23 protein-coding genes are annotated in these 26,623 nt (G+C 56.5%); 17 read left to right on the plus strand and 6 right to left on the minus strand.

Translation table 11 applies throughout. From position 1 onward, the window contains the following. The first annotated feature begins 73 nt into the window (after positions 1-73). From ACY1JZ_RS03230 to ACY1JZ_RS03245, 4 genes are all read left to right on the plus strand, one after another. Entirely contained in the window at positions 74-2,224 is a 2,151-nt protein-coding gene (locus ACY1JZ_RS03230) for an ABC transporter transmembrane domain-containing protein (RefSeq protein ID WP_462628048.1), read from the plus strand. A 107-nt stretch (positions 2,225-2,331) separates the two neighbouring features. Next, positions 2,332-2,850 (plus strand): hypothetical protein, encoded by a 519-nt coding sequence (locus tag ACY1JZ_RS03235; RefSeq protein WP_462628049.1) that lies wholly within the window; start codon positions 2,332-2,334, stop codon positions 2,848-2,850. Positions 2,851-2,908: 58 nt separating this feature from the next. Beyond that, positions 2,909-3,442: a hypothetical protein gene (locus ACY1JZ_RS03240; protein ID WP_462628050.1), complete on the plus strand. Its 534-nt coding sequence runs from the start codon at positions 2,909-2,911 to the stop codon at positions 3,440-3,442. 196 nt (positions 3,443-3,638) lie between these two features. After that, entirely contained in the window at positions 3,639-5,753 is a 2,115-nt protein-coding gene (locus tag ACY1JZ_RS03245) for a sulfatase-like hydrolase/transferase (RefSeq protein WP_462628051.1), read from the plus strand. 89 nt (positions 5,754-5,842) lie between these two features. Here the strand turns inward: ACY1JZ_RS03245 and ACY1JZ_RS03250 are convergent, their stop codons facing one another. Then, positions 5,843-6,397, minus strand: coding sequence for a TetR/AcrR family transcriptional regulator (locus tag ACY1JZ_RS03250; protein WP_462628052.1), 555 nt, complete (start codon positions 6,395-6,397; stop codon positions 5,843-5,845). Between the two features lie 938 nt (positions 6,398-7,335). On the opposite strand from ACY1JZ_RS03250, the gene ACY1JZ_RS03255 reads away from it, so the two are divergent. The 12 genes from ACY1JZ_RS03255 (at position 7,336) to ACY1JZ_RS03310 (ending at position 20,902) form a co-directional block, all read left to right on the plus strand. Continuing rightward, a complete protein-coding gene (locus ACY1JZ_RS03255) occupies positions 7,336-8,109 on the plus strand; it encodes a squalene/phytoene synthase family protein (RefSeq protein WP_462628364.1) in 774 nt (257 codons plus the stop codon). 295 nt (positions 8,110-8,404) lie between these two features. Next, positions 8,405-9,202 carry a FadR/GntR family transcriptional regulator gene (locus ACY1JZ_RS03260; RefSeq protein ID WP_462628053.1) on the plus strand — a complete coding sequence of 266 codons (798 nt, stop codon included), beginning with the start codon at positions 8,405-8,407 and terminating at the stop codon, positions 9,200-9,202. Further along, a complete protein-coding gene (locus ACY1JZ_RS03265; protein WP_462628054.1) occupies positions 9,162-10,373 on the plus strand; it encodes a M20 metallopeptidase family protein in 1,212 nt (403 codons plus the stop codon). Before ACY1JZ_RS03260 ends, ACY1JZ_RS03265 begins: the two co-directional genes overlap by 41 nt. A gap of 14 nt (positions 10,374-10,387) precedes the next feature. After that, the gene (locus ACY1JZ_RS03270) at positions 10,388-11,980 is read left to right on the plus strand and encodes an ABC transporter substrate-binding protein (protein WP_270171132.1); all 1,593 of its coding nucleotides are present in this window, start codon (positions 10,388-10,390) and stop codon (positions 11,978-11,980) included. Between the two features lie 68 nt (positions 11,981-12,048). Further along, entirely contained in the window at positions 12,049-12,969 is a 921-nt protein-coding gene (locus ACY1JZ_RS03275) for an ABC transporter permease (protein WP_270171130.1), read from the plus strand. Between the two features lie 58 nt (positions 12,970-13,027). Then, the gene (locus tag ACY1JZ_RS03280; protein ID WP_270172484.1) at positions 13,028-13,921 is read left to right on the plus strand and encodes an ABC transporter permease; all 894 of its coding nucleotides are present in this window, start codon (positions 13,028-13,030) and stop codon (positions 13,919-13,921) included. A 29-nt stretch (positions 13,922-13,950) separates the two neighbouring features. Then, a complete protein-coding gene (locus ACY1JZ_RS03285; protein WP_462628055.1) occupies positions 13,951-14,925 on the plus strand; it encodes an ABC transporter ATP-binding protein in 975 nt (324 codons plus the stop codon). After that, positions 14,922-15,953, plus strand: a complete 1,032-nt coding sequence (locus tag ACY1JZ_RS03290) for an ABC transporter ATP-binding protein (RefSeq protein ID WP_462628056.1) — start codon at positions 14,922-14,924, stop codon at positions 15,951-15,953. Before ACY1JZ_RS03285 ends, ACY1JZ_RS03290 begins: the two co-directional genes overlap by 4 nt. A gap of 44 nt (positions 15,954-15,997) precedes the next feature. Beyond that, the gene (locus ACY1JZ_RS03295; RefSeq protein WP_462628057.1) at positions 15,998-18,361 is read left to right on the plus strand and encodes a S9 family peptidase; all 2,364 of its coding nucleotides are present in this window, start codon (positions 15,998-16,000) and stop codon (positions 18,359-18,361) included. Beyond that, complete coding sequence (locus ACY1JZ_RS03300) at positions 18,358-18,981, plus strand: hypothetical protein (protein WP_462628058.1); 624 nt, start codon at positions 18,358-18,360, stop codon at positions 18,979-18,981. The genes ACY1JZ_RS03295 and ACY1JZ_RS03300 overlap by 4 nt, the downstream gene beginning before the upstream one ends. A gap of 177 nt (positions 18,982-19,158) precedes the next feature. After that, positions 19,159-19,527: a BlaI/MecI/CopY family transcriptional regulator gene (locus ACY1JZ_RS03305; protein ID WP_462628059.1), complete on the plus strand. Its 369-nt coding sequence runs from the start codon at positions 19,159-19,161 to the stop codon at positions 19,525-19,527. Between the two features lies 1 nt (position 19,528). Continuing rightward, positions 19,529-20,902, plus strand: coding sequence for a M56 family metallopeptidase (locus tag ACY1JZ_RS03310; RefSeq protein WP_462628060.1), 1,374 nt, complete (start codon positions 19,529-19,531; stop codon positions 20,900-20,902). A gap of 177 nt (positions 20,903-21,079) precedes the next feature. Here the strand turns inward: ACY1JZ_RS03310 and ACY1JZ_RS03315 are convergent, their stop codons facing one another. Together ACY1JZ_RS03315 and ACY1JZ_RS03320 are read right to left on the minus strand one after the other, a co-directional pair. Continuing rightward, entirely contained in the window at positions 21,080-21,778 is a 699-nt protein-coding gene (locus ACY1JZ_RS03315; protein WP_462628061.1) for a type 1 glutamine amidotransferase, read from the minus strand. Positions 21,779-21,791: 13 nt separating this feature from the next. Next, entirely contained in the window at positions 21,792-22,433 is a 642-nt protein-coding gene (locus ACY1JZ_RS03320; protein WP_462628062.1) for a pyridoxamine 5'-phosphate oxidase family protein, read from the minus strand. Positions 22,434-22,706: 273 nt separating this feature from the next. Between ACY1JZ_RS03320 and pdxR the strand changes: the two genes are divergently transcribed. Beyond that, positions 22,707-24,248, plus strand: coding sequence for a MocR-like pyridoxine biosynthesis transcription factor PdxR (gene pdxR / locus ACY1JZ_RS03325; protein WP_462628063.1), 1,542 nt, complete (start codon positions 22,707-22,709; stop codon positions 24,246-24,248). A 351-nt stretch (positions 24,249-24,599) separates the two neighbouring features. Here pdxR and ACY1JZ_RS03330 read toward each other — a convergent pair whose 3' ends face one another. The 3 genes from ACY1JZ_RS03330 to ACY1JZ_RS03340 all read right to left on the minus strand — a co-directional run bounded on the left by ACY1JZ_RS03330 (position 24,600) and on the right by ACY1JZ_RS03340 (position 26,462). After that, positions 24,600-24,926 (minus strand): YnfA family protein, encoded by a 327-nt coding sequence (locus ACY1JZ_RS03330; RefSeq protein WP_462628064.1) that lies wholly within the window; start codon positions 24,924-24,926, stop codon positions 24,600-24,602. Between the two features lie 97 nt (positions 24,927-25,023). Next, positions 25,024-25,392, minus strand: a complete 369-nt coding sequence (locus ACY1JZ_RS03335) for a DUF423 domain-containing protein (protein ID WP_462628065.1) — start codon at positions 25,390-25,392, stop codon at positions 25,024-25,026. Between the two features lie 86 nt (positions 25,393-25,478). Beyond that, the gene (locus ACY1JZ_RS03340) at positions 25,479-26,462 is read right to left on the minus strand and encodes an aldo/keto reductase (RefSeq protein ID WP_462628066.1); all 984 of its coding nucleotides are present in this window, start codon (positions 26,460-26,462) and stop codon (positions 25,479-25,481) included. Between the last annotated feature and the right edge of the window lie 161 nt (positions 26,463-26,623).

The following is a 26,623-nucleotide window of genomic DNA, read 5'->3' on the forward strand; positions in this document are numbered from 1 at the left end:
GGAACGGCTGCAAATAGCCGAGGATCGATGCTGTCCTGTTACTGCTGATACAATTATAAGGAGAGATAGACGGTTGAGTCTGGTTCGGAAGATTGGTGGTTATCTGGCTAGCTTCAAGGGAGTCAGCGCAGTATTCGTCCTCTGCATGCTGCTGGAGGTCGCGTATGCGACAATCTCGCCCCTTAGCTTGAAATACCTGGTGGATGAGGCGTTCACGCCGCGGAATATGCAAGCGTTCATCATCATTGTTGCCTTGTTGCTGGCAGGGGGAACGATCAGCATCGCGGCAAGCATCGGCGGCGACTACGCGCTGGGAAGAATGAGCGGGGAGCTGATCCGGCGTCTGCGGCTGGAGCTGTTCGAGCATGTGCAGCGGCAGCCATTGTCCTTCTACGAAAAGTTTCGCACGGGCGACCTGGTGACCCGCTTCGGCCCGGACATGAATTCGATCGAGCAGGTGGTGCGCTTTGCCAGCCCGCTGCTTATTCGCGAAACGCTGGCCGTTGGGCTCGGACTGGTCTTGCTGCTGCTGCTGGAGTGGAAGCTGACACTGGTCATAGCGGCCGGTTCAGCCGTTCTGATGTGGCTGCCGCGGTTGCTGCAGCGTCGTGCCGAAGCAGACAATGAGGCTTACAAGGAGGCGCTGGAGCGCTTTACGGATACGATTGATGAGATGGTCAAGGGGCACAAGACGATTAAGGGCTTGCATCAGCAAGCAGCCTTCCACGAGCGGGCTGCACGCCAGGTGCGGCACCTGTTCGCTACGGGCTTTCGGCTGCATCGCACCTCCTCCTTGATGGAACGGCTGCCGCTCTCCGCATTGCTATTGCTTAATGGAGTCATGATGGGATATGGCGGCTATCTGATCTTCCAGGAACGACTGAGCGTAGGCGATTTTATTGCCTTTTTCACCTTGTTCATGACGATCGGCCAGTCTGTGTCCAATCTGAGCTATCTGGTTCCTGGCTTGGTCGAATCGGGCATCAGCTTTCGTCGGATCGGCGAGGTGCTGGCGCAAGAGGCGACTTCCTCTGCAGAGAAAGGCAAGACAGAGCTGGCAGAGCCAGTGAGGGAGCTGAGCATGGAGCAGGTTTCCTTCGGCTATAAGGAGGGCGCTTATCAGTTGCAGGAGGTGAACCTGCGGATTGCTGCCGGCAGCTATGAGGCCTTTGTCGGGCCGAGCGGCTCTGGCAAGAGTACAGCGCTGCAATTGCTCGCAAGCTTCTATGAGCCGCAGCAAGGAACAGTGGCTGTCAATGGCCATGATCTGCGTGCGATAAGCGAGGATTCGCTGCGCCGATTGCTACTTATCGTCACACAGGAGACCTTTCTGTTTCACGGTAGCGTGAGAGAGAATCTGCTCCTGGACCGTTCAGCCAAGCTATCGGTTGAGGAGATGGTGGACGCTGCGCGCCAGGTGGGGATTCATGATGCTGTGCTCCGATGGCCGCAGGGCTATGAGACCGAGATTCATCAAGGTGGGGGCACGATGTCGGGGGGCGAGCGGCAACGCCTCGCGCTGGCGAGGGCGCTGCTTCGCAAGCCGCAGGTGCTGCTGCTCGATGAGGTCACCTCAGCGCTCGATCCAGCAACCGAGTCCGCTATGAACGAGCTGCTGCTGAGGCTGAAGGGGCAGCATACGATCATTTCGGTTACCCACCGACTGGCCTCTGTGGTGCAAGCTGACCGCATTCATGTATTCGATTCGGGGCGGATCGTCGAGTCCGGCACTCATCAGGAACTGCTGGCACAGCGCGGGCTATATGCCAGCTTATGGGAGAAGCAGCATGGCTTCCAACTGTCACAGGATGGCCTCCATGCCGAGGTGGACGCGGACTGGCTGGGACAGCTACCGTTCTTCGCCGGACTGGAGCGGGAGGAGCTGCGCTCGATCGCCGGGCTGTTCAACACAGAGTCGTGCCGGGAAGGCGAGCGTGTTGTGCATGAGGGTGAAGAGGGCGACAAGTTCTACATTATTGTACGCGGGCGCTTTGAGATTATGAAGCGGGTGCCTGGCGATCTTCAGCAGCGCGTGGCTGTATTGGATGACGGTGATTACTTCGGGGAGATCGCGCTGCTCAGGGGAATCCCCCGCACAGCTACGGTGCAGGCTATGGGACATGGAGTGCTGCTGTCTGTAAGGCGCGCAGATTTCCTCATGTTGCTGCAGCAGCAACCCCAGATTGGCACGAGACTGGAGGCGGCGCTGGCCTCGCGGTTATAGCTGTATCCGGGCGAGAGGACAGCGCGAATGCAGAGGCCGTGCGCCCCTGATTATGCCCAGGAGCATTGAGCGGCCACGTGCCGCTGCAGGAATTGGAGGAGGCTTAGATGAATATCGAATGCAAACGATGCGAAACAGATCAGGAGAGAGCCCAGGTCAGCTTATTTCTGCTGAAGAACAGACGTGATTTCCATCCTTCATTTACAGTTCAGGACATCATGGACTTAATCTATTCGTATATGACAGAGGGCCATGTTATCTATATTGCCGATGACCAGGGCGCAGTGCTTGGCGTGTGCGCCTACTATATCGGCACTCGTGAGCAGCAGTTCGCTGACCGGGAACGGGCGTTTCTCGATATGGGGCTTTCTCATCGCTCTGTTCGAGGGACGCGGGCGTTTGTTAAGGGGCTGATCTATCTGATCGACCAGCTTGAGGAGCAGCATGACGGCATTCAGGAGGTGTGCTTCCGAACGCTGACGGAGAAGCGTGATTTGACCAGAATGTATGCCAAGTTTGCCCGGCTGGTCGGAACGATGGAGGGGCCGCTTGGCGAGGAGAGCTGCTTCGCGGAAAGCCTGCCGGAACTCAAGGCGAACCTGGATAAATTCAGACGTTTTAGCTGATGCCGCGGCTAATGGAACAAGAGGCAGCCAGATGAAGCAGGGAGGAGTGCGCTAGTCTATGTCGGAATTTTTGTTTCGTTCCATTACTCATTTGGAGATGGATGAAGAGAGGTATCTGGAGTACATTCTGTCGAATTACGGCGATCTCGGCTTGGACTACAGCTTTCCTGTAGCGCTGAGCTTTATGCATAGCCCGCTTCTTGCCGGGGGAGGGCTGATTGTTTTTGGCGAGGATTCGTATATTCCGGTTGGGGTGGCTGGATATGTGATTGGAACAGGCAGTAATGAATTCCAGGATAGGGACGTCTGCCAGATCGAAATTATACATCTGCTCGAACCATACCGGGGAACCCGGCTGTTCCTGCAGCTATTCATGCAACTGCTGGAGAATCTACGCGATCATGAGCCTCAGGTGCAGCGGGTACAATTCTGGGTGAAGCCGACGGAACCGCGGATGCTGAGGCTGCTTGCCCGTATGCTGCGGCTACCGGGCGGGCAATGTGACCAACGGAGTCATCTGGCGCTCTATTCGGTGCCTTACGAGTCGCTGTGGAACTATGGTCAAGCACTGACGAGATCATGGCATCGTTAGAGCAGCTTCAAGCGGTGGAATAGGCAGGCGTTAGACTTGCACGTAGAAAAATGCTAGAATAGACAGCAGTAAAGATGGGTGCAGCATAAGAATTACATGACAGAAGGAAGCGCGCTGCGGGGAATCGCCCCCGCAGCGCGTACTAAATTAGGCGGCTCTCTGTAGGGGGGGGGCCGTGCAACAAGGATTGATGGCAATGATAAATAGGAAGAAGATGAATTCTCGCAGCATGATGGGGTATGTACTGCCGTTGCTAGGGCTGCCCTTCCTGACACTCGCGATGACGGAGATGACACAGCGCTCCAGTCTGAGCAGCTTCGCAATCTGGCTCGGGCAATATCCGGCCCAATGGTTCTCCGGCTATCTGCTGCTGCTGGCGGTCATGCTAATCCTCCTGTTGATAGTGAAGCGGATCTACTGGGCATTCATTCTCTTGAATACTGCCAGTATCGGGGTCGCCACAGTCAGTCAGATGAAGCTGAAGTATCGCGGCGAGCCGCTGCTTCCCTGGGATTTCAAGCTGGGAGGGGAGGCTATGGATGTTTCGGCATTTTTCTCCGTCGGAGCCCTGGCGAGCGCGCTGCTTCCACTTGCGATCGCTACGGCGCTCGGCGTGCTGATGGCCCTGAAGCTTCGGGCGCCGAATTATCGCCTCCTGCCGCGCGTGCTGCTGGGGGTCGTTGGCTGTGTGCTGGTGCTTGGACTGTTCGGAGGGACGATGAAGGCTCGAACGGTGTTCGCGCTGGAGGCGATTAACTGGGATCAAAAGCTGAACTATGAACAGAATGGAATGATGGTTGGCCTGCTGCTTAGCGCGCAATGGATGGATGTGCAGCAGCCAGGCGGGTATACCAAAGGAAATGTGCAAAGCATCTCGATTCCTCCCGGACAAGCTGGACAGCAAGCCGGGAGGTCGGCGCAGCCCGTACAGGCGCCCAATATTATTATCGTCATGAGCGAGGCCTTCTGGGACCCTACCCGGCTGGAGCACGTTCAGTTCAGCAGAGACCCGTTGCCGTTCTTCCACGAGCTGTCCCGTCAGGCTACCTCGGGCAGACTGCTGGTACCGGTGTATGGCGGCGGCACGGTCAACACCGAGTTTGAAGTGCTGACAAGTCTCTCGACACAACTGCTGCCCACAGGCTCCATCGCTTATGCCAACTATGTGAGAAAACCGTTGGATTCTCTCGCCTCGATCCTGAAGGGGCAAGGCTATGATACGGCGGCTGTGCATACGTATCATAACTGGTTCTATCGTCGGAATGAGGTCTATCGGCTGCTGGGCTTCAATCGGTTCGTCAGCGGGGAATTCTTCAGCAATCCAGAGCTGCGAAGCGGATATATCGCGGATCAGGAGCTGTCGAAGCGCATTATTGATGAGGTGAATCGATCAGAGCAGCCCTCCTTCATCTATGCGGTCTCTATGGAGAATCATGGCCCGTACAGACTGGGCAAGAACAAGGAAAACACCGTGAAGGTTAGCGGGCTCGGCGAGGAGTCAACCGCGATACTGGAGACGTACACGCAGGCCCTAACGGATGCGGATGAGTCGCTAAAAATGCTTGTCGAGGCCTTCAAGGACAGCAGCGAGCCTACGATGATTGTATTTTTTGGCGATCATCTGCCAATGCTGGGCGAGGACTACAGCGTCTATAAGGAAGCCGGGTACTTCGAGGATAGTGTGAAGTATGAAGATTACCTGAATATGTTCAATGTGCCGTTTGTCATCTGGGATAATTTTACCTCAGGGGAGCAGGGGAGCTATAATGACACCTATATTAGCGCCTTTGAGCTTGGCCCGCTGGTACTTGACCGTGCCGGAGTGCAAGGCAATGAATTGACCCGTTATGTAGACGGGATGTTCAGGAAGGGGCTGACCTTCCTCCCGCGGCAGGATTTCTATGCACAGGCAGGTATAGACGAGCGACTGCTGGATGGCTATTCCCTGCTCCATTACGACCGTCTGTTCGGCGAAGGCTACAGCTATTCCCAGCGGCCAGCAGCAAGCGAGCCCTATTGGCTGGGCAGCGGACCGATTGAAATTGATCGGGTCGAGCCGCTGAACCCGGATGGCGGAGAGGCGGATAAGACGGTGCTTGTCCAAATTAAAGGGAAGAACTTCGTCTCACAGGGGATCGTCTATGCGAATGGAGAGCCAGTGGAGACAACCTTCGTCAGCGGCAATGAAGTGCAGGCCAGGTTGCCAAGACCACAGCCAGACATGCCGGTGCAGGTTGTCATTCAAGTGAATGATTCGCTGAATCGAGTCATCTCATCCTCTGATACGTATACATTTGAGGTTTTGCAATAATTGTAGTGAATCATGCGCAACAACAAGCCGGCTGCCTGTGTGATCTGAAGGGCAGCCGGCTTGTCATAGAGCGATCTTAGTGCTTTCAGCTAGCCATTGGCGGCCTTGAGCAATCGCAGCAGCCGACGAGCCATAGCTTCAGAGGAACGTGGAGGCGGCTCGTTCAGCCAGCGAACAATGGCATCTACCCAGATGTCGTCTCTGCTCTTAACAGGCAGCTTGGAAGATGCGCTCCCGCCGCTACATGGGGAAGCGAGCTGCTGAATCATCGTGGACAGCCGTCTGCCGAGCTGTGGAATATGGGACAGCATGATGCGGTAATAGTCATTGTTCGCATCGACATGGTCCATTAATCGGGCAAGCAGTTGCGTTCGCTCTTCCTCCGGGTCGTGTGAAGGAATACGGAGAGGCAAGAGCAGCTCCTTCTCCGCCATCGCCAGCATGTCTTCAACGGTCTGCCGCAGTAGTTCTTCCTTGTCTCTGTAATGATAGTAAAAGGTAGAGCGGTTAATATCGGCCCGCCCGGTAATGTCCAGCACTGTAATGGCATCATACCCCTTTTCATCGATTAGCCGGATGAGGGCTTCTCTGATAAATCTGTTAGTTCGCCTGATCCGGGGATCGGGCTTTCGGTTTCTCTGCAACAACGTCACCACTTTCTGTTTTTTTTTACATTAAATAACAACTGAATGTATCGATTGTAAATTTACAATCTATTTCATCGTATTAAAAAATAGAGTGGAATACAATGTTTTAGTGTCCTAAAATCTGGTGAATGACAGCTCGTTGCGAAAAGATGGAGCCCAGCGATCCCAATGGTGGACAGATGAACTAGAGAGGGGAATGTATGGAGCAGGAGCAAGGATCTGATGATGAATATTGAAGAGGTTGACGATGTGCCTGATGGCACAACCTATGCAAGCTTGAAGAAGTGAGCCGGCAGCAGGGTCGGCAAGCTGCAGGAGAGGGCAGCGGCCCACAGCAGGCACGGGTTCGACGGGTTGAACGGATTGTCGTCAGGCAGGGAAACACCGCGGCCCGGAGCTGCACGCGGGCGAGTCGCCTGGCTTGCATAGTGGCAAGAGGTAAGAAAGGGCTTACAATTAAGGGCGAAATTAAAACAGGCTGCCGCTCGCAGCCACGAACATTAAGGCAAGGGTTCCCGCACATATGTAATAGCGTGGCTGAGCCGCCAACCAAGGCGGCTGTGCCATCCAGACTTCTAGTTCTCCTCCTCGGACCGTACAGCAGCTCTGCCGCCGTACACAATGATTCCAGCACCGATAATCATTACTGCAATCAGCAATGTTGCGTACATAGGTAATCCCTCCTTGCAGCCTAGCACTCGGCATGAAGCCAAAGATGCGCTATTGTTCTATAGGTTAAGCATAGCGCACGCGGAGATGGCTGTAAAATGAACATTCTGAAAATTATTTTTTGGTCGGGCATTCAGTAGGCAGCGATTCAATAAGCTGGATTGTAGTGCTCTACTAGTTCAGATTAAATTATGATATGATAAAGAAAGTAAATAATAAGCAGCGCTGCTATGGAGGTATTATTGTTCTTGGACGATGCACTTATCATGCTGAAAAAGACAAGCCGAACATTTTTCATTCCTATCGATCGGCTTGTGCCGGGCTTGAAGGAAGCGGTCGCTTCCGCTTACCTGTGTATGAGAGCGATCGATGAGATTGAGGATCATGAAGAGCTTGATGATGAACTCAAAATTCAACTGCTGCGTCAGATCCGTGATCTGCTGGCAGCTCCCGCCGATCTGGAGTCGGTGAAGGCCATGCTGGCCCCTTATCAAGACAGGCTGCCAGAGGTCAGCGTTCGCCTGCATGAATGGGCGATGCTCTGTCCGGCGACAGTCTCCGAGGTTGTATTGCGATATACTGCCAAGATGTCCGATCAGATGGCGGATTGGGTGAAGCGGGGATGGTCGATTAGAACCGTCGAAGACCTCGATGGGTACACGTACAGTGTAGCCGGGATGGTTGGCGAGATGCTGTCGGAGATTTGGCTGTGGTTTGACGGTACGAAGACAGACCCAGTGAAGGCAGTTGCCTTCGGTCGGGGCTTGCAGGCGGTGAACATCCTGCGCAACCGCGAGGAGGATCTGAAGCGCGGGGTGGATTTCTACCCGGAAGGGTGGGGCAATAAGGAGATGATTCAGTATACGCGGCGCAATCTGGCACTGGGCGATGCGTATAATGAGGAGCTTCGGGGCGGCCCTGCACTCGAATTTTGCAAAATTCCGCTAAAGCTGGCGCATGCGACGCTCAATCTGATCGCTGCCGGAGGCAATAAGCTGACCCGTCAGGCGGTGCTGAAGCTGGTCAACAGCTTGAGTTAACGGGGAGCACGTAACAGCTTGATGCAGGATGTTGACGGCCGCGAAGGACGGACAAGCCAAGCAAGGGAGGAGGATAGCTCCGCTTGCTTGGCTTTTTGCATTCAAATCCCACTAATCCCATTGACATTAAAAAAATAGAGGTCTATAATGAGCTTAGCCTGAATGGTTCGTTTTTTGATCCTTAAAGGTCTAAGGTATGATCATTAGATCATTGATAATGTCCGTCGTGAACGCTGTAAATCAGAGCATACGGGGGATTCAGCTTCTAACGACTTGTTAACAGGAGTGTGAAGGCATGCAGGTTCAATTCCCTGTCCGTCTTGAGCAGGTGAACGCCAAGAAGGTCAGCGACTTCATTCTAGAGCAGTTGGAGGAAGCGATCATCTTGAAGGAGCTGTTGTCAGAGCAGCAGTTGCCGACTGAGCGCGAGCTGGTCTCGATATTCAATGCCAGCCGATTGGCTGTGCGAGAAGCACTCAGCCAACTGGAGGATAAGGGGCTCATCGAGAAGCGTGTTGGCGCCAAGGGCGGCACCTTCGTCCTTCCGGTCACGATGAACTCCCATTTGCGCAACCGCAAGGAGCTGGAGGATAACTGGGAGGATATGCTGCGGCTGTTCGAATATAGGCTGACGATCGAGCCGGAGGCCGCGGCGCTCGCTGCCGAGCGCATAACGAATGAGCAGCTTGAGGAGCTGCATAGCTATCTGGAGCTGAGCCGGGTCGTCACCTGTCCACGGGAGCTGTTCCGCGCGCTCGATGTCAAGTTTCATCTCAAGATTGCTCAGGCCTCTGGCAATCGCTATTATGAGCAGGCTGTGCGCCGGATTCGAACCCGGATCAATCCCGCGCTGGATCTTATGCCTTATAATGAGCAGATTAGACGGACCAATAATGAGAGACACACCGCTTTATTCGAGGCGCTGAAGGCGCGGGATCGCAATCAGTCCCGGGATGTGATGCGGCAGCACATCGACGGCTCTGCAGATGCGATCTATGCACGTGTATTTCGTCCCCGGGATGCGGATAATGTTGGAGAAGGAGTGGAACGCCATGTCGATACAGCCGCAATACATACTGACGAAGGCCGCTGAATGGAAAGAACGAATGGTCTCGTGGAGGCGGGACTTTCACCGTCACCCAGAGATCGGCTATGAGGAGGTGCGCACGGCTGCAATTGTCGAGGCGCATCTTCGAGCCTGCGGCCTGGAGGTGCAGACAGGACTCGGCGGCACAGGTGTCGTAGCGCTACTGCGCGGCAAGCAGCCAGGGCCAACGATCGGCCTGCGAGCCGACATGGATGCGCTCCCGATTCAAGATGACAAGCGTGTAGACTATTGCTCGACGATTCCCGGCAAAGCGCATCTGTGCGGCCATGATGCGCATACGAGTATGCTGATGGGAGCAGCGGGGCTTCTGGCAGAGCTGGGCAGACCAGAGCGCGGCAACATCAAGTTCGTATTTCAGCCAGCAGAGGAGGGGCTTGCCGGGGCCAAGGCGATGATCGAGGATGGTCTGTTGGCGCAGGAGCCACGCATCGAGGCGATGGCGGGATTGCATGTATTCCCGGCTTTGCCGACCGGGCGGCTTGCGGTAACAGATGGCATCGCCTTCGCTTCAGCAGATGGCTTCGAGCTGGTGATTACGGGCAAGGGCGGCCATGCGGCACGCCCGCATGAGACGATCGATGCCATTACAGTGTCGGCGCAGGTCATTACAGCGTTGCAGCATATAGCGAGCCGTCTGATTGATCCGCTGGAGACTGTCGTGGTGACGATCGGCAAGATCGAGGGCGGCTATATGGGTACCGCGATCGCGCCTGAGGTGCGGATGAAGGGCACGGTACGGACATTGTCTCCTGTCGTCAGAGAGCAGGTGCCCAAGCTGCTGCATCAAGTGATCGGTGGCGTCGTGCAGTCGTTCGGCGCAGGCTATGAGCTGAACTTCGGGATGGGCTACCCGCCTGTGCATAATGATGGGCAGATGGTGCGCTTCTTCACAGAGGCGAGTGAACAGCTACTGGGAGAAAAGCGCTGGGAGCCTGTGAAGCCGTCAACAGGCGGAGAGGATTTTGCTTTTTATGCGGAGCAGGTGCCGGGTGTCTTCTTCCGGCTGGGAGCCAGCAATGGACAGCGCGAGACGATGTTTCCGCTGCACCATCCTCAGTTCGACCTGGATGAGGAAGCGATGGTGCTGGGGGCGTCACTGTTAGTTCACTTAGGCTTGTCTTATCTGGAACACCCGGTATACCCTACTAAACAATAATGGAGGCTTAACAGATGCTAAGTACATTGACATCCAGACGAGCAATGATGAAAGGGCTGATCGTCCTGCTGGCAGGCATGCTGATTCTGGCGGGCTGCTCCAGCTCCGGCGGTGGCGGCAACACGACGACTGGCACGGACAAAGGAACGAATACCGAGAGTAAAACTCCGGCAGCCAGTGGGGAGAAGGTGCTCACGATCGCCAATCCTACTGATATTGAGAGTTTCGATGTACACAATAACAATAACACGTTCAGCGAAGCGGTGATGGTCAATGTATTTGATTACTTGCTCAAGAACGACAGCTCGCAGAACAAGCAGCCTTCTCTGGCGACCTCCTGGGAGCAGCGCGATGAGCTGACCTGGCGCTTCAAGCTGCGCGATGATGTGTTGTTCCACAACGGCGACCCGTTCACGGCGGACGATGTGAAGTTCTCTCTGGAGCGTGTAGCCAAGGACAGCGCGTTGAAGCAGCATACCTATTACAAGGATCTTAAAGAAGTGAATGTAATTGACGCGCATACGGTCGATATTGTGACGAATCATCCTGATCCGATCATGCTCAATCGCCTGTCGCGGATGGGCGCGGATATTCTGCCCTCTAAGTATATTCAGGAGAAGGGGATTGAAGCCTTCCTGAAGGCTCCTGTCGGTACAGGCCCATACAAGTTCAGCAAATGGACGAAGGATGACCGGATCGAGCTGGTGAAAAATGATAGCTATTTTGGCGGCGAGCCTAAATGGGACAAGGTCGTATTCCGCATGATCCCGGAAGCGGCGACCCGAGTATCTGAGCTGCTCACAGGCGGAGTAGACATCGTATCGAATGTGCCGGCCACAGATATTGAACGCATCAACAGCTCTGGCAAAGCATCGATCGAGCAGGCAACGATTCAGCGGGTGCTGCATGTGCTGATGCGCACAGGAGAAGGCTCCGTGACAGCGAATCCGAAGGTGCGCGAGGCGATTGAGCTGGCGATTGACAAGCAAGCGATCATCGACAGCATCGCTGGCGGGGCAGGCACGCCGACCCGGACTTCGGTGACACCGGGCAACTTCGGCGCTGACCCTAGTCTGTACGACAACTATATTTATGATCTGGACAAAGCCAAGGCGCTGCTGAAGGAAGCGGGCTATGAGAGCGGGCCGAAGCTGACCTTCACTGCGGGCTCCAACTACAAAGAGGTCGCTGAGGTTGTGGCGGCGATGCTGACCCAGGCAGGCTTTGAAGTGAATCTGGAGATTCTAGAGCCAAGCAAGTTCAGCGAAACGTATAATGCGAAGAAATTCAAGGAGCTGTTCCTGCTCGGAGTTGGCAACTCGCTGTTCGATGCGTCGAACAACTATAACCGTTTCCTGGTTGAAAATGCGAAGGGCGAAACAGATTACAACAATCCTGAGGTGGAAGCACTGCTTCAGGCAGCAGCGGTCAATATGAATCCTGAGGAACGCGAGAAGCAATATCAGCAAGTGCAACAGCATATCGCCAATGATCGCCCAACCATTTATCTGTATCAGATGAAGGGAGTCTACGGCGTGAACGAGCGTATCCAATATGCGCCTCGTCTGGATGAGATGTTCTTCGCGGAGGAAATCACGTTAAAATAAGCAGGACAAGATGGGGAACACTAGCGGTTCCCCTCTTCGCTTGAAGACATCATGAAGGAGGAGCGGCCGTGGGCAAATATATATTCAGGATGGCGCTGCAGATTGTGCCAGTCCTGTTTTTAATTTCGCTAATTGTATTTGTGTTGGTGCATATTACGGGTGATCCGGTCAACCTGATGCTGCCTGAGACGGCCACAGAGGCTGACCGGGAAGCACTGCGTGCGGCTTGGGGACTGGATCGGCCGCTATATGAGCAATACGCTACCTTCCTCGGCAATGTCGTGCAGGGCAACTTCGGCACATCCTTCCACTATGGGGAGGAGGCGCTGCCGCTCGTGCTGGAGCGGCTGCCTGCAAGCTTTGAGCTTGCGGCTGCCTCTATGCTGATCGCTGTCGTGCTGGCGGTGCCGCTGGGCATCATATCGGCTGTCAAGCGCAATACGGTGCTCGATTTGCTCATCTCGGGGCTGGCGGTTATTGGCAAGGCGATGCCTAATTTTTGGATGGGTATTATGCTGATTCTGATTTTCTCCGTACAACTCGGCTACTTTCCTGTATCCGGTCGAGGCGGACTTGAGCATCTAGCCTTGCCCGCGTTCACGCTGGGCGTCGGGCTTGCCGCCCAGATGACCCGTCTGATCCGCTCCAATATGCTGGAGATTCTGAATCAGGATTATATCCGCACCGCTCGCAGCAAGGGGCTGGTGGAAGCAATCGTCGTCGGCAAGCATGCGTTGCGCAATGGCATGATACCTGTCGTTACCATTATGGGTCTGCAATTTACGAGTCTGATCGGCGGCACACTCGTGACGGAGACGGTATTTGCCTGGCCGGGCCTGGGGCAACTGCTCGTTACGGCGATTAATACGAGAGATATGGCTATTGTTCAGGCTGCTGTATTTATTATTGCGATTACGGTTATTATTACCAATCTGATTACAGATCTGATCTATCGGCTGCTGGACCCGCGGATCAAATACAATTCTTGAAGGACTGCAAAGGGGAGAGCGTATGTCAAGGGAACTGGAGCCTGCAGCGGCAGGGGATATGCTGCTCAAGGACGGTATAGCGGCCAGACGGCCCGGCTACCGCCAACTGCTGCGGCAGCTATGGAAGAGCAAGACGGGGACGGTGGGAGCGATCATCGTGCTGGCTACGGTGATCGTGGCTGTGTTCGCCCCGCTTATCGCGACGCATGATCCGGCGGCGCTTGACCCGCTGCTGCGACTGAAGCCGCCGTCCTGGATGGACGGGGGCTCAGATGCTCATCTGCTCGGCACGGATAATCTGGGGCGGGATATATTCAGCCGTCTCGTCTATGGAGCCAGAGTGTCGCTCATCGTCGGCATCGGCGCTGTCGCAGTGTCCGGCCTGATCGGGGCTGTGCTCGGTCTGCTCGCTGGCTATTATGACCGCTGGATCAGCATGATCATCATGCGAACGGCAGACGCTTTCCTGGCGATTCCATCCATTCTGCTCATGCTGGTCGTGCTGGCTGTCGTCGGTCCTGGGCTTACGACCTTGATCTTCGTTATCGGCTTGACCAACTGGGTGTCGTATGCGCGTGTTGTGCGTGGCGAGGTGCTGAGCGTGAAGGAGCGGGATTTTGTCAAGGCGGCCCGTTCAGTCGGAGCGCGCAGCGGTCGGATTATGCTGCGTCATATTTTGCCCAATGTTGTCTCATCATTTATCGTGCTGTCCGGTCTGAACGTGGCGACGACCATTCTCATGGAGGCATCGCTCAGCTTCCTTGGACTTGGCATCAAGCCGCCGGATGTATCATGGGGCGGCATGCTGAGTGATGGCAGACAATATATCGCTACTAGCTGGTGGGTAGCTGCGCTGCCGGGAGCTGCCATCACGATCACGGTGCTCGGCGTCATCTTCCTTGGGGACTGGCTGCGCGATGTGCTCGATCCACGCATGAAGACGAAGGACTGAACTTCAAGGGGAGCAAGGAGGGGAAGGCAATGGAGCATTTGCTGGAAGTGAAGGATTTGAGAACCTATTTCAAAACAGCAGAGGGCATCGTCCCCTCTGTGAATGGTGTCAGCTTTACAGTCGAGCGTGGCGAGACGCTGGCCATTGTCGGAGAATCCGGCAGCGGCAAAAGCGTGACCTCCATGTCGATCCTCGGACTGGTCGCTTCGGGCGGCAAGGTCGTCGGCGGGGAGATATGGTTCGAGGGCCAGAACCTGTTGAAGCTGCCGAAGCGGGCGCTGCGGCAGCTCCGTGGTAATGAGATGTCCATTATATTCCAGGAGCCGATGACGTCGCTGAATCCGGTATTCACCATCGGCAACCAATTGGATGAGGCGCTGCGCGTCCATCAGAAGCTGAGCCGCAGCGAGGCGCGCCAGCGAAGTATCGAGATGCTGGAGCGCGTCGGCATCGCTGGCGCGGAGAAGGTGGCTCGCCGCTTCCCGCATCAGCTATCCGGGGGCATGCGTCAGCGGGTAATGATCGCTATGGCGCTCGCCTGCAAGCCGAAGCTGCTCATCGCTGATGAGCCGACGACGGCTCTGGACGTGACGATTCAGGCGCAGATATTGAAGCTGATCGGTGAGCTGAGCAAGGAGCAGCAGACGGGCGTTATATTAATTACACATGATTTGGGTGTTGTTGCGGAGCTGGCTGACAAGGTAGCTGTCATGTACGCAGGCGAGATTGTTGAACAGGCTTCCGTGTACGACCTGTTCCGCCGTCCGCTTCATCCCTATACAATCGGCCTGCTCGGCTCGCTGCCGAGCCTGCATCAGCAGCAGGAACGGCTGGCGTCGATTCCCGGCTCTGTGCCTAATCTGCTCCATAAGCCTGCAGGCTGTCCGTTTCATCCGCGCTGCCCCTATGCCGATGAGAGCTGCACACAGCACAAGCCGCGAATGGAGGAGAAGCAGCCGGGTCACTATGCAAGCTGTCTAAAGACGGAGGAGGTGCGCTCATGAGCAAGCTGACGAAGCGGCAGCCCGATGTGCCGCAGGCCGCTACAGGCCAGCCACTGCTTGAGGTAGCGGGACTGAAAAAGTATTATACGGTCAAGCAAGGGCTATTCGGGAGGCGCTCCAGCTTGATCCGGGCGGTGGACGGTCTGGATTTTGCAGTCATGCAGGGAGAAACGCTTGGTGTGGTGGGCGAGTCTGGCTGTGGCAAGTCGACGATGGGACAGTTGGTGACTTGCCTGCTGGAGCCGACAGAGGGCGAGGTTCGCTTTCAGGGCAAGAGTCTGTTCCAGATGGGCGCAGAGGAGCTGCGCCAAGCCAGACGCGACCTGCAGATGGTGTTCCAGGACCCGTATTCGTCGCTCAATCCGCGCATGACCATATTCGATACGGTGGCGGAGCCGTTGCAGGTGCATGGCATCGCGGCAGGCAGCGAGCTGCGAGCGGAGGTGCACCGCCTGCTGGAGACGGTCGGACTGGGCGCGCATCTGGCCGATCGGTATCCGCATGAGTTCAGCGGCGGACAGCGTCAGCGGGTAGGCATCGCACGCGCGCTGGCACTGCGCCCCAAGCTGATCGTCTGTGATGAGCCGATCTCGGCGCTGGACGTATCGATTCAAGCACAGATATTGAATCTGCTCAAGGATTTGCAGCAGCAGTTCGATCTGACCTACATCTTTATTGCGCATGGCCTGCCTTCTGTGAAGCATATCAGCGACCGGATTGCTGTCATGTATCTCGGGCGCATCGTTGAGCTGGCGCCGCGCGATGCGCTGTTCGAGCAGACGCTGCACCCCTACACGGAGGCGCTGCTGGCAGCCGTCCCGGTCCCTGATCCTACACTGCGGCGCGACAAGGAGCCGCTGCGCGGCGAGCCGCCGAACCCGGCGAACCCGCCTTCGGGTTGCGCCTTCCATCCGCGTTGTCCCTATGCGACAGACAGATGCCGCCAAGAGACGCCGCTGCTGCTGGAGCATGTGCCAGGGCAGTGGGCGGCCTGTCATTACCCGCTTGCTGCTAACAAGATGCAATGACGGACCAACGATATAAGTTCACGACAACAAGGGAGGGTGTCGCAATGGGGAAGCAACCGATTGCACCGGAGGATCTGTATCGCTATCGGCTAGTCAGCGAGCCTGCCGGCAGGCCGGGGACGCTGGAGGCCGCCTATGTAGTGAAGGAAGCTACGCAGGAGCGCAATGATTATCATAGCCATATTCGGCTGGCAGGAAGCAGCCCGGAGGATGACCGCCAGCTCACGGCGGGACCGAAGGACAGCACGCCGCAGTGGGCGCCGGATGGCAGCCGATTCGCCTTCATCCGGGTGGAGGGAGGCGTGCGCCAGCTATGGACGGCCGCCGCAGACGGCAGTGAGGCGATGCTGGCGGCCAGCGAAGCAGCCACGGCGGGGCGAAGCATCGCCAGCTATGCCTGGTCGCCAGACGGCAGCAGGCTCATCTACTGTGCGCGGGTAGCGGCCAGCGAATCTGTAGTGGATGCTAAGGACGCGCGGTCTGGAGGAGCAGCCGCTGCTGGTGCCGTTGGCGGCAGTACGGCGACCCGTGCCAGTGCCTTGGACAGCAAGGCAGAGGGAGGCACGCCGCTCAAGGCACGACCGCTGCGGGGAGCTGTCTATGAGCGCACTGTCCCCAAGGCGGAGGGCGCAGGCTGGTGGGACGGGCTGTGGCCGCAGTTGTTCCTGCTAGAGCTGGACAGCGGGGCAGAGCGTCAGGTCACTTACTGCCCGCGCGGAGCGTTGCAGCCGCAATGGTCGCCTGACGGGCAGTCCATCGCTTATATGTCGAAGCAACCGGAAGAGGGAGCGGACGCGGATCTGTTCCCTTTCAATGATCTGTTCACACTCTGCCTTGACAGCGGGACATCCCTTAAGGTGAGCGCATCGGATGTCCTCATCCAGCACTACGCCTATAGCGGGGACGGCAAAGAGCTGCTCTATATTGGCGATGACCGTACCTATGGCAGCGGCACGCACAATAAGCTCTACAGCGTGCCGTCAGGAGGCGGCTCGGTACGTGTCCTGACAGCATGTGATTTGCAGCTTGGCAACTATATTCTGAATGATGTCAAGTCGGGACCGCCTATGGCTGGCCCTGTGCCCTCTGTAGACGGCAGCGCTGCGTATGCTGTAGCTACCTGTGAGGGCAATGCAGACATCTATCTGCTTGAGGAAAACGGTATGCCGCAGCGGATCGGCCGCGCTGCTGGCAGCGGGCGGGATGTGTACCAGTTGGCGGCTGCCGGGGACGGGAAGCATCTGCTTGCCTGCATTATGGATGCGAACGGGCCCGGAGAGCTATACCGGATCGATCCGCTTACAGGCGAGGAGACACGACTGACCGACTGGAACGGAGCTCTGATGCAGGAGCGGGCTGTGGCGCAGCCGCAGCCGCTCTGGTTCGAGTCAGCGGATGGCCTGCGCGTGCAGGGCTGGCTGCTGCTGCCTCCAGCCGCAGCGGGAGCGGAGAGGGAAATGACCGGTGGCGCTGTGATGGTGGATGAGGGTGAGGATGAGGCGGCTGCTCCAGCACAGGGGGGCGGCGAAGCGGAGTGTGCGCCAATGAACACTAGCGCCAGCTTGGGGCAAGCTACAGAATTAGAGGCGCTCCATCTCCCTTCTAGCTCTGCTGGCGTGGGGAGCGGAGCCGCTCCGATGCCTCCGCAGGCTCCTTCCGCGGCGGCGGGCGGCAGCAGCGCGCCAGACGAGGATCAGCACAAGCTTCCGCTGGTGCTGGTTATTCATGGCGGCCCCCATGCGATGTATGCGCCTGCTTATAGCCATGAGCTGCAGCAGCTCGCTGCACAAGGCTACGCGGTGCTGTTCACCAATCCACGGGGCAGCTTCGGCTATGGCCAGACCTTCGCCCGCGCCTGTCGCGGCGACTTCGGCGGGGGCGATTACCAGGATCTGCTGACCGCAGTAGACGCGGCTCTGGCACAGTGGGACATCCTCGACGAGCGGCGTATGGGCGTGATGGGCGGCAGCTACGGCGGCTTGATGACCAACTGGATGATTGCCCATTCGAATCGCTTCCGCGCTGCCATCTCACAGCGCTGTATCTCCAACTGGCTGTCCTTCTACGGCACAAGCGATATTGGTATCTCCTACACGGAGGGCATCGCAGGCGCTCAGCCCTGGAGCGATCCGCAGTTACTATGGGAACGCTCGCCGCTGGCCCATGCACATAAGGTGAAAGCGCCTGTGCTGATCATGCATGGCGAGCAGGATATGCGCTGTCCAGTGGAGCAGTCGGACGAGTGGTACACTGCGCTCAGGCGTCATGGCGTCACCACAAGGCTAGTCCGTTATCCCGGCTCCAACCATGCGTTCATGAAGCTCGGCAAGCCGTCGTTGCGACTGGATGCGCTGGAGCAGGTGAACAGGTGGCTCCATCTCTATGTTCGCGGAGGGGATCAGTCATGAGCGGCAGCGTGAACTCGCGTGTGCAACTGCCGCTGCCGCTAGCGCTGCTGCTGGAGAATTGTCGTACCAGTGGCTTGCCTGATGAGCTGATTGTAGCTTGCATCCGCGAGCAGCAATTTGCTGCTCTTGCAGAGCGACCGCTTGCTGATTCCAAGATGGAGCTGGCAGAGCGCGCTCGGCTTGCGCAGGAGCTGGGGATCGATTGGGAAGCGGTGCTGCGCAATGGCTATGAATTCGGCTTCCTGCATCTGAATGGCTTGAAGCGGCTGCTGGCGTTTCGCTATGGGCTGCAAGAAGGGACGGATTATGCGGCAGACGAGGACAGGCTGGAGCGCGTCCCGCTTGCCCCGGAGCAAGCGGCTGAGCTGGCGGCGCTCATTCACCGCCAATGGTTGGTGCAGCCTCAATCCGCGCAGCAGCCAACCGCTCCTGAACCGTCTGCATCGGACAACACTGCTCTGCCCGAAGCTGCAGCATCGACAACCGGGGAGGTAGACCCTCATCAGAGCCAGTCGTTATCAGCAACTGCGGGCTCTGACGGCCGCATGGAAGTCTGGTCGATCCGGCTCAAGCTCAGCAGCGGGCCAGACGAAGCATCGCTTCGCGGCAGAACAGAATAGCAGGGCGCAGTCCGTTTGTATGCGCTGGTCGTTGCAGCCGGAACCTCCGGTAGCAACGCCAGCGCTTTTTTGCATCGCATCTTGGATGCGGCTCTCATGGTTTCCAACTGTTGACATCTATTTTAGACATTTGTATAATTAATCTATTATAGACAACTGTATAACTGGAGGGTCAGGATGAAGAAGCTGCCGGATGCCGAATTTGAAGTGATGCAGATCATGTGGAAGAATCAACCCCCGCTTACGACTGCCATGATGATGCAGCAACTGGGAGCTGGATGCGATTGGAAGGTGCAGACGCTCATCGTGCTGCTGAATCGCCTGATCGACCGCGGCTTTGTCCGTTCCGAGAAGAAGGGTAAGGAACGAACCTACTATCCTGTAGTCGGGGAGGCGGAGTATCTGCATTTTGAAACGAGCATGTTTATCGAACGGTTTCATCGTAATTCTGTCACTCATCTGGTGGCGACGCTCGTCAATGCCAATAAGGTGAGCGATAGCGATATGGAGATGCTGACCCGTCTGCTGGAAGACAAGGGGCGTTAGCATGAGCGATTATTTTGATCTATTGGTCTACAATTCCCTCGCGATGACCATTGTCTCGGGGTGTTATCTGCTCTTGCTTGCCAAGTTTGGCGCGGCTTATTCTGCCAAATGGAAATATGGGATCTCGATATTGATCCTCACACTATGGGTCATTCCCTATCGTCCTCAGCTGCAATTCCCGGCGATGATGGCGGAAGGGCCGCAGGCGCTCCCTATGCTGCTGCCTTCGATGGTGAAGGAGGCGATAAGACCCTCTGTGTTGCCAGAGATTGAGCTGGGCGCACAGCAGAGCCTGTCCTGGGGCATGGTGCTATGCGCGCTCTGGCTGACCGGGATGACCGCTGTCGCTGCAGTATATATCGTCAGGCAATGGCGCTTCAGAGCCTTGGTCGGTCGCTGGAGCACACCGGTGACAGATCATCATCTGCTAGGTATGCTGGAGCAGGTGAGAGAGGAGGTGCATATCAAGCGCCGATTGCCTCTCAAGCTTTGCAAGGGAATTTCCACGCCTATGCTTTTCGGTTTATGGAGTACGGTGATTCTGCTGCCGGATCGGGGCTATGATGATGAAGAGCTATATTATATTTTGAAGCATGAGTGTATTCATTATAAGGACAAGGATCTGTATATCCGGCTGCTTATATGTGTCGCCACAATTGTACACTTCTTCAATCCCGTCATGTGGCTTATGGCGCGGGTTACCGCCATTCAATGCGAGCTGGCTTGTGACGAGCGTGTGATGGAGGGGATGGGGGCAGAGAAGAGAAAGGACTACGGGCGGGTCATTCTCACGGAAATCGAGAGGCAGAGGAAAGAACGCGCCGTTCTATCTACCTATTTTTATGGGGGAGCCTATGCGATAAAATCGCGGATTACCGCGATTGTCAACACGAAGAGGAGACAGCCTAGCATCATGATGCTCGGTATCGTAATGTCACTGGTTGTCATTGCAGCCTGCAGTCCTGTTCCAACGATTGACACGGTGACGGGTTATATTGTTTTTGAAGGGGACGAGTTGAACGTTGACCAGGTGGAGATTATTACACCAGAGGATTCGGATAGGGTCTTAGCGCTCGGTCTGCTGGATACCGATATGCCCAATGGCTACTATATTTTGAATAGGGAGGATGAGACCTCGCGCTACAAGCTGACGGAGCAGACGGTATATTCCTTTGTCGATTTCAATCTGCTCTTTGTAGGAGAGGAGCAGGCGGATGGCGATAGACGATATGAGACGACCGACAGGGATGAATTTCTCCGTCATCTGTACACCAGCTACGCGGATGATCCTCCTGCCCAGAGAGTGCCGTTTGTGATTCGAATCAGCGCAGGCAAAGTGGTGAGTATTCGCGAGGAGCTGCTGTATACCATCTAGGGTTGGAATATACCCCCTAGTGAAGCTGGCGTCCTGCTTCACTAGGGGGCGGACAGGAGGTATCCTGGGCACATCCAATAGATCCAATCCTACTTAGATGATAGGCTCATCCTTGATTATGGTCTGGTAATCGCTGACATACGCTTCTGCTCGGAAATGTATGAGCTTGCCGTTCTACTAATTCTCCTGCTCCAGCTTATCCAGCAGCATGAACAGCAGCTCCTGGCAGTGTGATGCATACGGTGAGCTGATGAGCAGCTCATCCTTGGTCTGCACATAGGCTCCTGGCGTTATATCCTTCTCGCATTGCTCTGCAAGCTCGCAGATGCTGGCTGGGGTGGATTCCAGATGGAATTGCAGCCCAACCACCCTGTTGCCGACCGTGAACGCTTGATGCGCACAGCCGTCGCTGGAGGCGATCCATGTCGCCTGCGGCGGCAGTGAGAAGGTGTCCCCATGCCAATGGAAGGCCGTAAAGCTCGCCGGAAAATGAGAAAATAGCGGGTGGCTCTTGCCCTCTGCTGTGAGCTGCAGCGGGTGCCAGCCAATCTCCTTATGCTCATTGCGATAGACTTGGCCGCCCAGCGCTTCTGCGATCAACTGTGCGCCCAGACAGATGCCCAGCACGCGCTTGCCGGCTGCAACCGCTGCGGCGATGCATCGCTTCTCCTGTACCAGGAATGGAAACTCCGCTTCATCCTTCGTGCCCATCGGCCCGCCCATTACAACTAGCAGATCATACTCCTCCGCCTTCGGAAGCTGCTGTTGTTGCTGATATAGCAGCGTCGAACGGACAGCATGTCCTCTCGTAGCAGCCCAATCCAGTATCAGCTCCGGCGTCTCAAATGGAACATGCTGCAAATAGTGAATTCTCATCCTGCTGTCCTCCCTAGACATCGCCGGCTTCATCGCTCTGCCTGGCATGTGGGCAGAGGCTGCGCATCATGGCGACCGTCTCATTGTCCATTCCCTCATTGCGCCGGCATAGACCATCGGCCACCTTGTCCCATTTTTCCGTCTTCATATTTTGCCCGAACTTGTACTTGGCGGTCAGCTCCTGGATGTCGATACGAACCACGGAGGTGCTCTTCAGGTTGCCGATGTAGTCGGGATCAGAAGCATCCAGCGGCGCATACCCGCCCTCGGGCTGCAGCTTGCGCATGAATGCGCCCAGCGCGTCCGCCTTCTCCTCCAGATCGGACACGGGCCGGGCTATGCCCTTGATAACGACCGACTTGAAGAACGCAGTTGCAGGACAGGCCAACTCGGCCCCACTAAAGTAAGAGGGAATAATGGCATATTCCTTAGCGACCGAAAACGTCACATGCTCATCGGCCTTCAGGTTTTTCATCTTGCGCCCGGCGATGCTGCCATGAAAATATATCACTCCGTCGGCAAATACGAAATTAAGCGGCGTCAGCTCTGGCCAGCCATCGCTGCCGTTGGTGCCCAGTACGCCAAAGCTCATCTCCTGCAAGAAGGCTTCGATCTGTTCCACCTGCTCGCTCATGTCAAACTCTTTTCTCCTCATTACTGCCACTCCTTTATAGCCAGGCAATCTATTGCTCCAGCTTGCTTGATCGCATGGTATGGACTTCTATGAACTTTTTCGCACCGCGGGCAGCTCCAGGGCGCTGCACCTCTCCCGCATGACGGCGATCGTGTGAACCTGTCTCTATGGATACGGTGCCGCCATAGGAATTGATTTCTATCGTAGCGCGAATATTGACAATAAAAAAGAACCAATATAGATTAATTTTATTAGACCAATTAATAGTGATATCACAGGAAGGACAGAAATCCGATGACATTTCAGCTTCCATATTATACGTATCTGGAGCAGCACCGGAGCAAGCAATCGGCACTCTATCACGCCATCAGGGATGGCATCACCTCTGGTATGCTGCCCTGCCGCACCCGCCTGGCCTCCAGCCGTACCCTGGCGGCACAATATGGCCTGTCCCGTGGTACAGTCAATCTGGTGTATGAGATGCTGGCGGCTGAGGGCTACTTGTCGAGCGAGCCGGGGCGTGGAACCTTTGTATTGTATGAAGCGGCGGCTCACAGACGGGAACGAGGTAGCGTCGATGGGAGGGTGTACCCGCTCTCGGACTGGGCGCGCAGACTGGAGAAGCTGAATGGCTGGCGGCATGAGGTCGCGGGGCAGTCAGATAGCGCCAAGAAAGGCGATGGAGAAGGGGAGCGGCAAGGGGGCGAGAATGGAGAGGAAGAGGACAGGGCGATTCGCTTCGACCTAGCGACTCTCGATCTGCAGCAGTTCCCGGCTCAGGAGTGGCATCGCTTCTTGTATGCGGAGGCAAGAGGATATGTCCAGCGGGCGACCGCAGCGATGGGGCATCCTGTGCTCGGAGACGCTGCGCTGCGCGGGGCGATCGCCGCCTATCTGCGCCGCGCAAGGGGTATCGATGCCGATCCGAGGCAGATCGCGGTAGTCGGCGGATCATTGCAGGCGATCGCGCTGCTAGCGCAGCTATTGCTCGGGGATCAGAGCAGAGCTGTCATCGAGAGCCCTGGGTATAGCGGCGCACTGCGGGCGTTCCGCGCTGCCGGTGCGGACTGCATCGAAGCGCGGGTTGATGGCGAGGGCATCGTGCCGGAGGATTGGCCAGCGCAGTTGCTGCTCGTCACGCCGAACCGGCAGTTCCCGACTGGAGCAGTGCTGCCGATGCGACGCCGCAGGGAGCTGCTGCAATGGGCGGCGACGCAAGGGGCGCTCATTATCGAGGATGACTATGACAGCGAATTCCGCTATCGGGGCAAGGCGCTTGATCCGCTCAAGACGCTGGATCGCGAAGGGCGCGTCATCTACATCGGCAGCTTCAGCAAGACGCTGCTGCCTGGCACGCGGATTGGCTATGCGGTGCTGCCCGATCCGCTCATTGAGCCGTTCGCCAGAGCGAAGGCGCTGTATGAGCCGCAGCCGTCCAATCTGCTGGAGCAGCGCGCCCTGGCGGCGTGGATGCTAAGCGGGCAGTATGAGCGCCATCTGCGCCGCATGATCCGGGTCTACAGCCGCAGCTTTCGTCAGCTAGGCGAGCTGCTGACAGAGCGGCTATCGGAGGCGATCGCCTTTGTGGAGGGCGACGCGGGCCTTAGCCTGTTCGGCTGGTGGCGCCTGTCGGCAGCGCTCTATATGCAGTTTCGCGATGAATGTGCACGCCAGCGCGTCTATTGGAGCGAGGCGGTGATCAATCAGGAGGGGGAGCAACGCTATGGCATCATGCTCCATTTCCCGCATCTGTCCAGCGAGCAGCTCCGTGCCGGCGTCGAGCGGATGGAGCAGGTGTGGCTGCGCTTGCAGCCATATCACGTGAAGGAGAGCTGATAGACGGACTCCAGCATAATAAATTTCATTTTTTGTGATACAGGCACTATTTTCTTGCTGTGGTTTCTTTTATAATCATATCATCAACAGCAGCAACTTCAGAGGAGAGGGGGAGTGAGCTTGATTCCGCCATTGGGTTTTGGCAACAAAAAGGATGTCAAAAAAGGCAGCGGCTTTGGCAAAATTATCATCGTGAATGACACACTGAGAGCACAGGCTCAATAACGAGCAGGTGTCTTGCAGCCGCTCCGCTCCCCTGACAGGCGAAGATGACAGGGGAGCAAACAAACAGAACGCAAGCGCGGGAGAAGGGGAAGCTCCTGTCGCTTGCGTTCTGTTATTTGTTATGGCTTAACTGCGCGGAGCCCACAGCATAATGCTGACGCCAACCACGCAGACGGCGGCTCCAATCCAATCATACAGATCCGGGGTCTTCTTATCCACCCACCAGCCCCAGAGGACAGCCATCACGATGAATACACCGCCATACGCGGCATACACCCGTCCAAAGTTTGGAAAGGACTGCAGGGTAGGCAGGATGCCGTAGAGTACAAGCACGATGCTGCCCACCCCTCCGTACCACAGTGGTCTGCCATCCCGGAGCCACAGCCAGACGAGATAGCCGCCTCCAATCTCAGCCAGGCCCGCTAGCAGAAAGATAAGCACTGTCCCGATCATCGCGAACCCCTCCTCCTTGATCCATAGGCGAGGTCTATCTTGCCGCTAAAGCTGTTGGCATGTGGCCGAATCTCAAGCGCAACTACCACCATTCCCCTTAGCCCTGCAGCGCGGCTGCGAACAACACCACCCAGCCCGCGATAAATCCAAGTCCCCCCAGCGGCGTAATGGCACCGAGTCGCTTGACGCCTGTCAGCGCCAGCACATACAGGCTGCCGCAGAACAGCACAATCCCGATCTGCAGCAGCCAGCCTGCTGTAACCGCCAGTCCGCTGCTTACCGCTCCGCCCGCCAGGACGCCAATCAGCAGCAATCCAAGTCCGTGAACGAGATGATAGAGCACGCCTGTTTCATAGATTTTCAGCAATTCCGGTGTCAGCTTCTTCTTGAGCGCATGCGCTCCGAAGGCGCCGAGAATAACGACCAGCGCCATATTCAGACTGCCTAGCAGCAGCAACGTTTGCATACTGATTCCTCCATGGATATGTATCCTGTTATCCTGTTATCCTGTTATATAACATCCTCCTGCGATTGCAGCAATAGACATCCCAGCTAAGGCAGGCGATATTCGGCAAATGGCTTGCCGTATATGAACGGCTCGCTTAACTTGTCCAGCGCTGTCCATAAGCTGTCCATCGTGTCATCCGCCGCCAGCGCAACGCTGCGTATATTGTCCTCCAGTTGCTCGACTGAGGTTGCCCCTACGATGACGGTAGAGACGGCGGGACGGCGCATGAGCCATGCCAGCGCGAGCGAGCTGGACGACTGCTGCTGCGCTGCAGCCTGCCGGGCCAACTGTTGTCCTAGCTGCAAATAGCGCGGCTCCAGGAAACGGCTGAAGCTGGGGTCGGTCTCTGCTCGTGAAGCGGCAGGAACCGCTTCGCCACTGCCGTATTTGCCGCTCAAGATGCCGCCTGCCAGCGGGAAATACGGAATAATCCCGACGCCTTGATCGGCGCAGACCGGCACCAGCTCGCGCTCCGGTGTGCGATCGGCCAGCGAGTAGCTTGTCTGCGTCGAGACATAGCGTTCGTAGCCGCGATGCTCGCTGATGCCGAGCGCCTTCATCAGCTCCCAGGCGGCATAGTTGGATGCGCCGATGTAGCGCACCTTGCCGGAGCTGATCAGATCGTCGAGCGTGCGCAGCGTTTCTTCCAGTCGGGTATTCGGATCAAAGGTGTGAATCTGGTACAGATCGACATAGTCTGTCTGCAGCCTTCTCAGACTCTGCTCCAGCTCCTGCTGAAGATGATAGCGTGATGAGCCGCGTTCATTCGGGCCGGAGCCACTCACTAGTCCTGCCTTCGTAGCAAGGACGACCTGCTGCCGCTTGCCGCGCAGCGCCTCCCCGATAATTCGCTCAGATTCTGTGCCTGCATAGATGTTGGCCGTATCGATAAAGTTGATTCCCTGATCCAGCGCATAATGGAGAATTCGGGTTGAGGCAGCCTGATCGGCGCGCTTGCCGAATGAATTGGTGCCCAGACCCAGCAGGGATACGTGTAATCCGCTCCCTCCGAGCTGACGGTAGTGCATAGGGTCTTCACTCCTTCACATTCCCTTGAAACCTGCATTCCATAGGCTTCCTGTCCTAAGTGCCGAGGCGCTTGCGCCAAGCACGTACAAAATGTATTGTAACATAATAATAGTGATTGACAAGCAACGTATCAGGGGGCATTATTGAAACATTGTGTGTA

The sequence above is a fragment of the Paenibacillus sp. J5 genome (genome assembly GCF_054955055.1).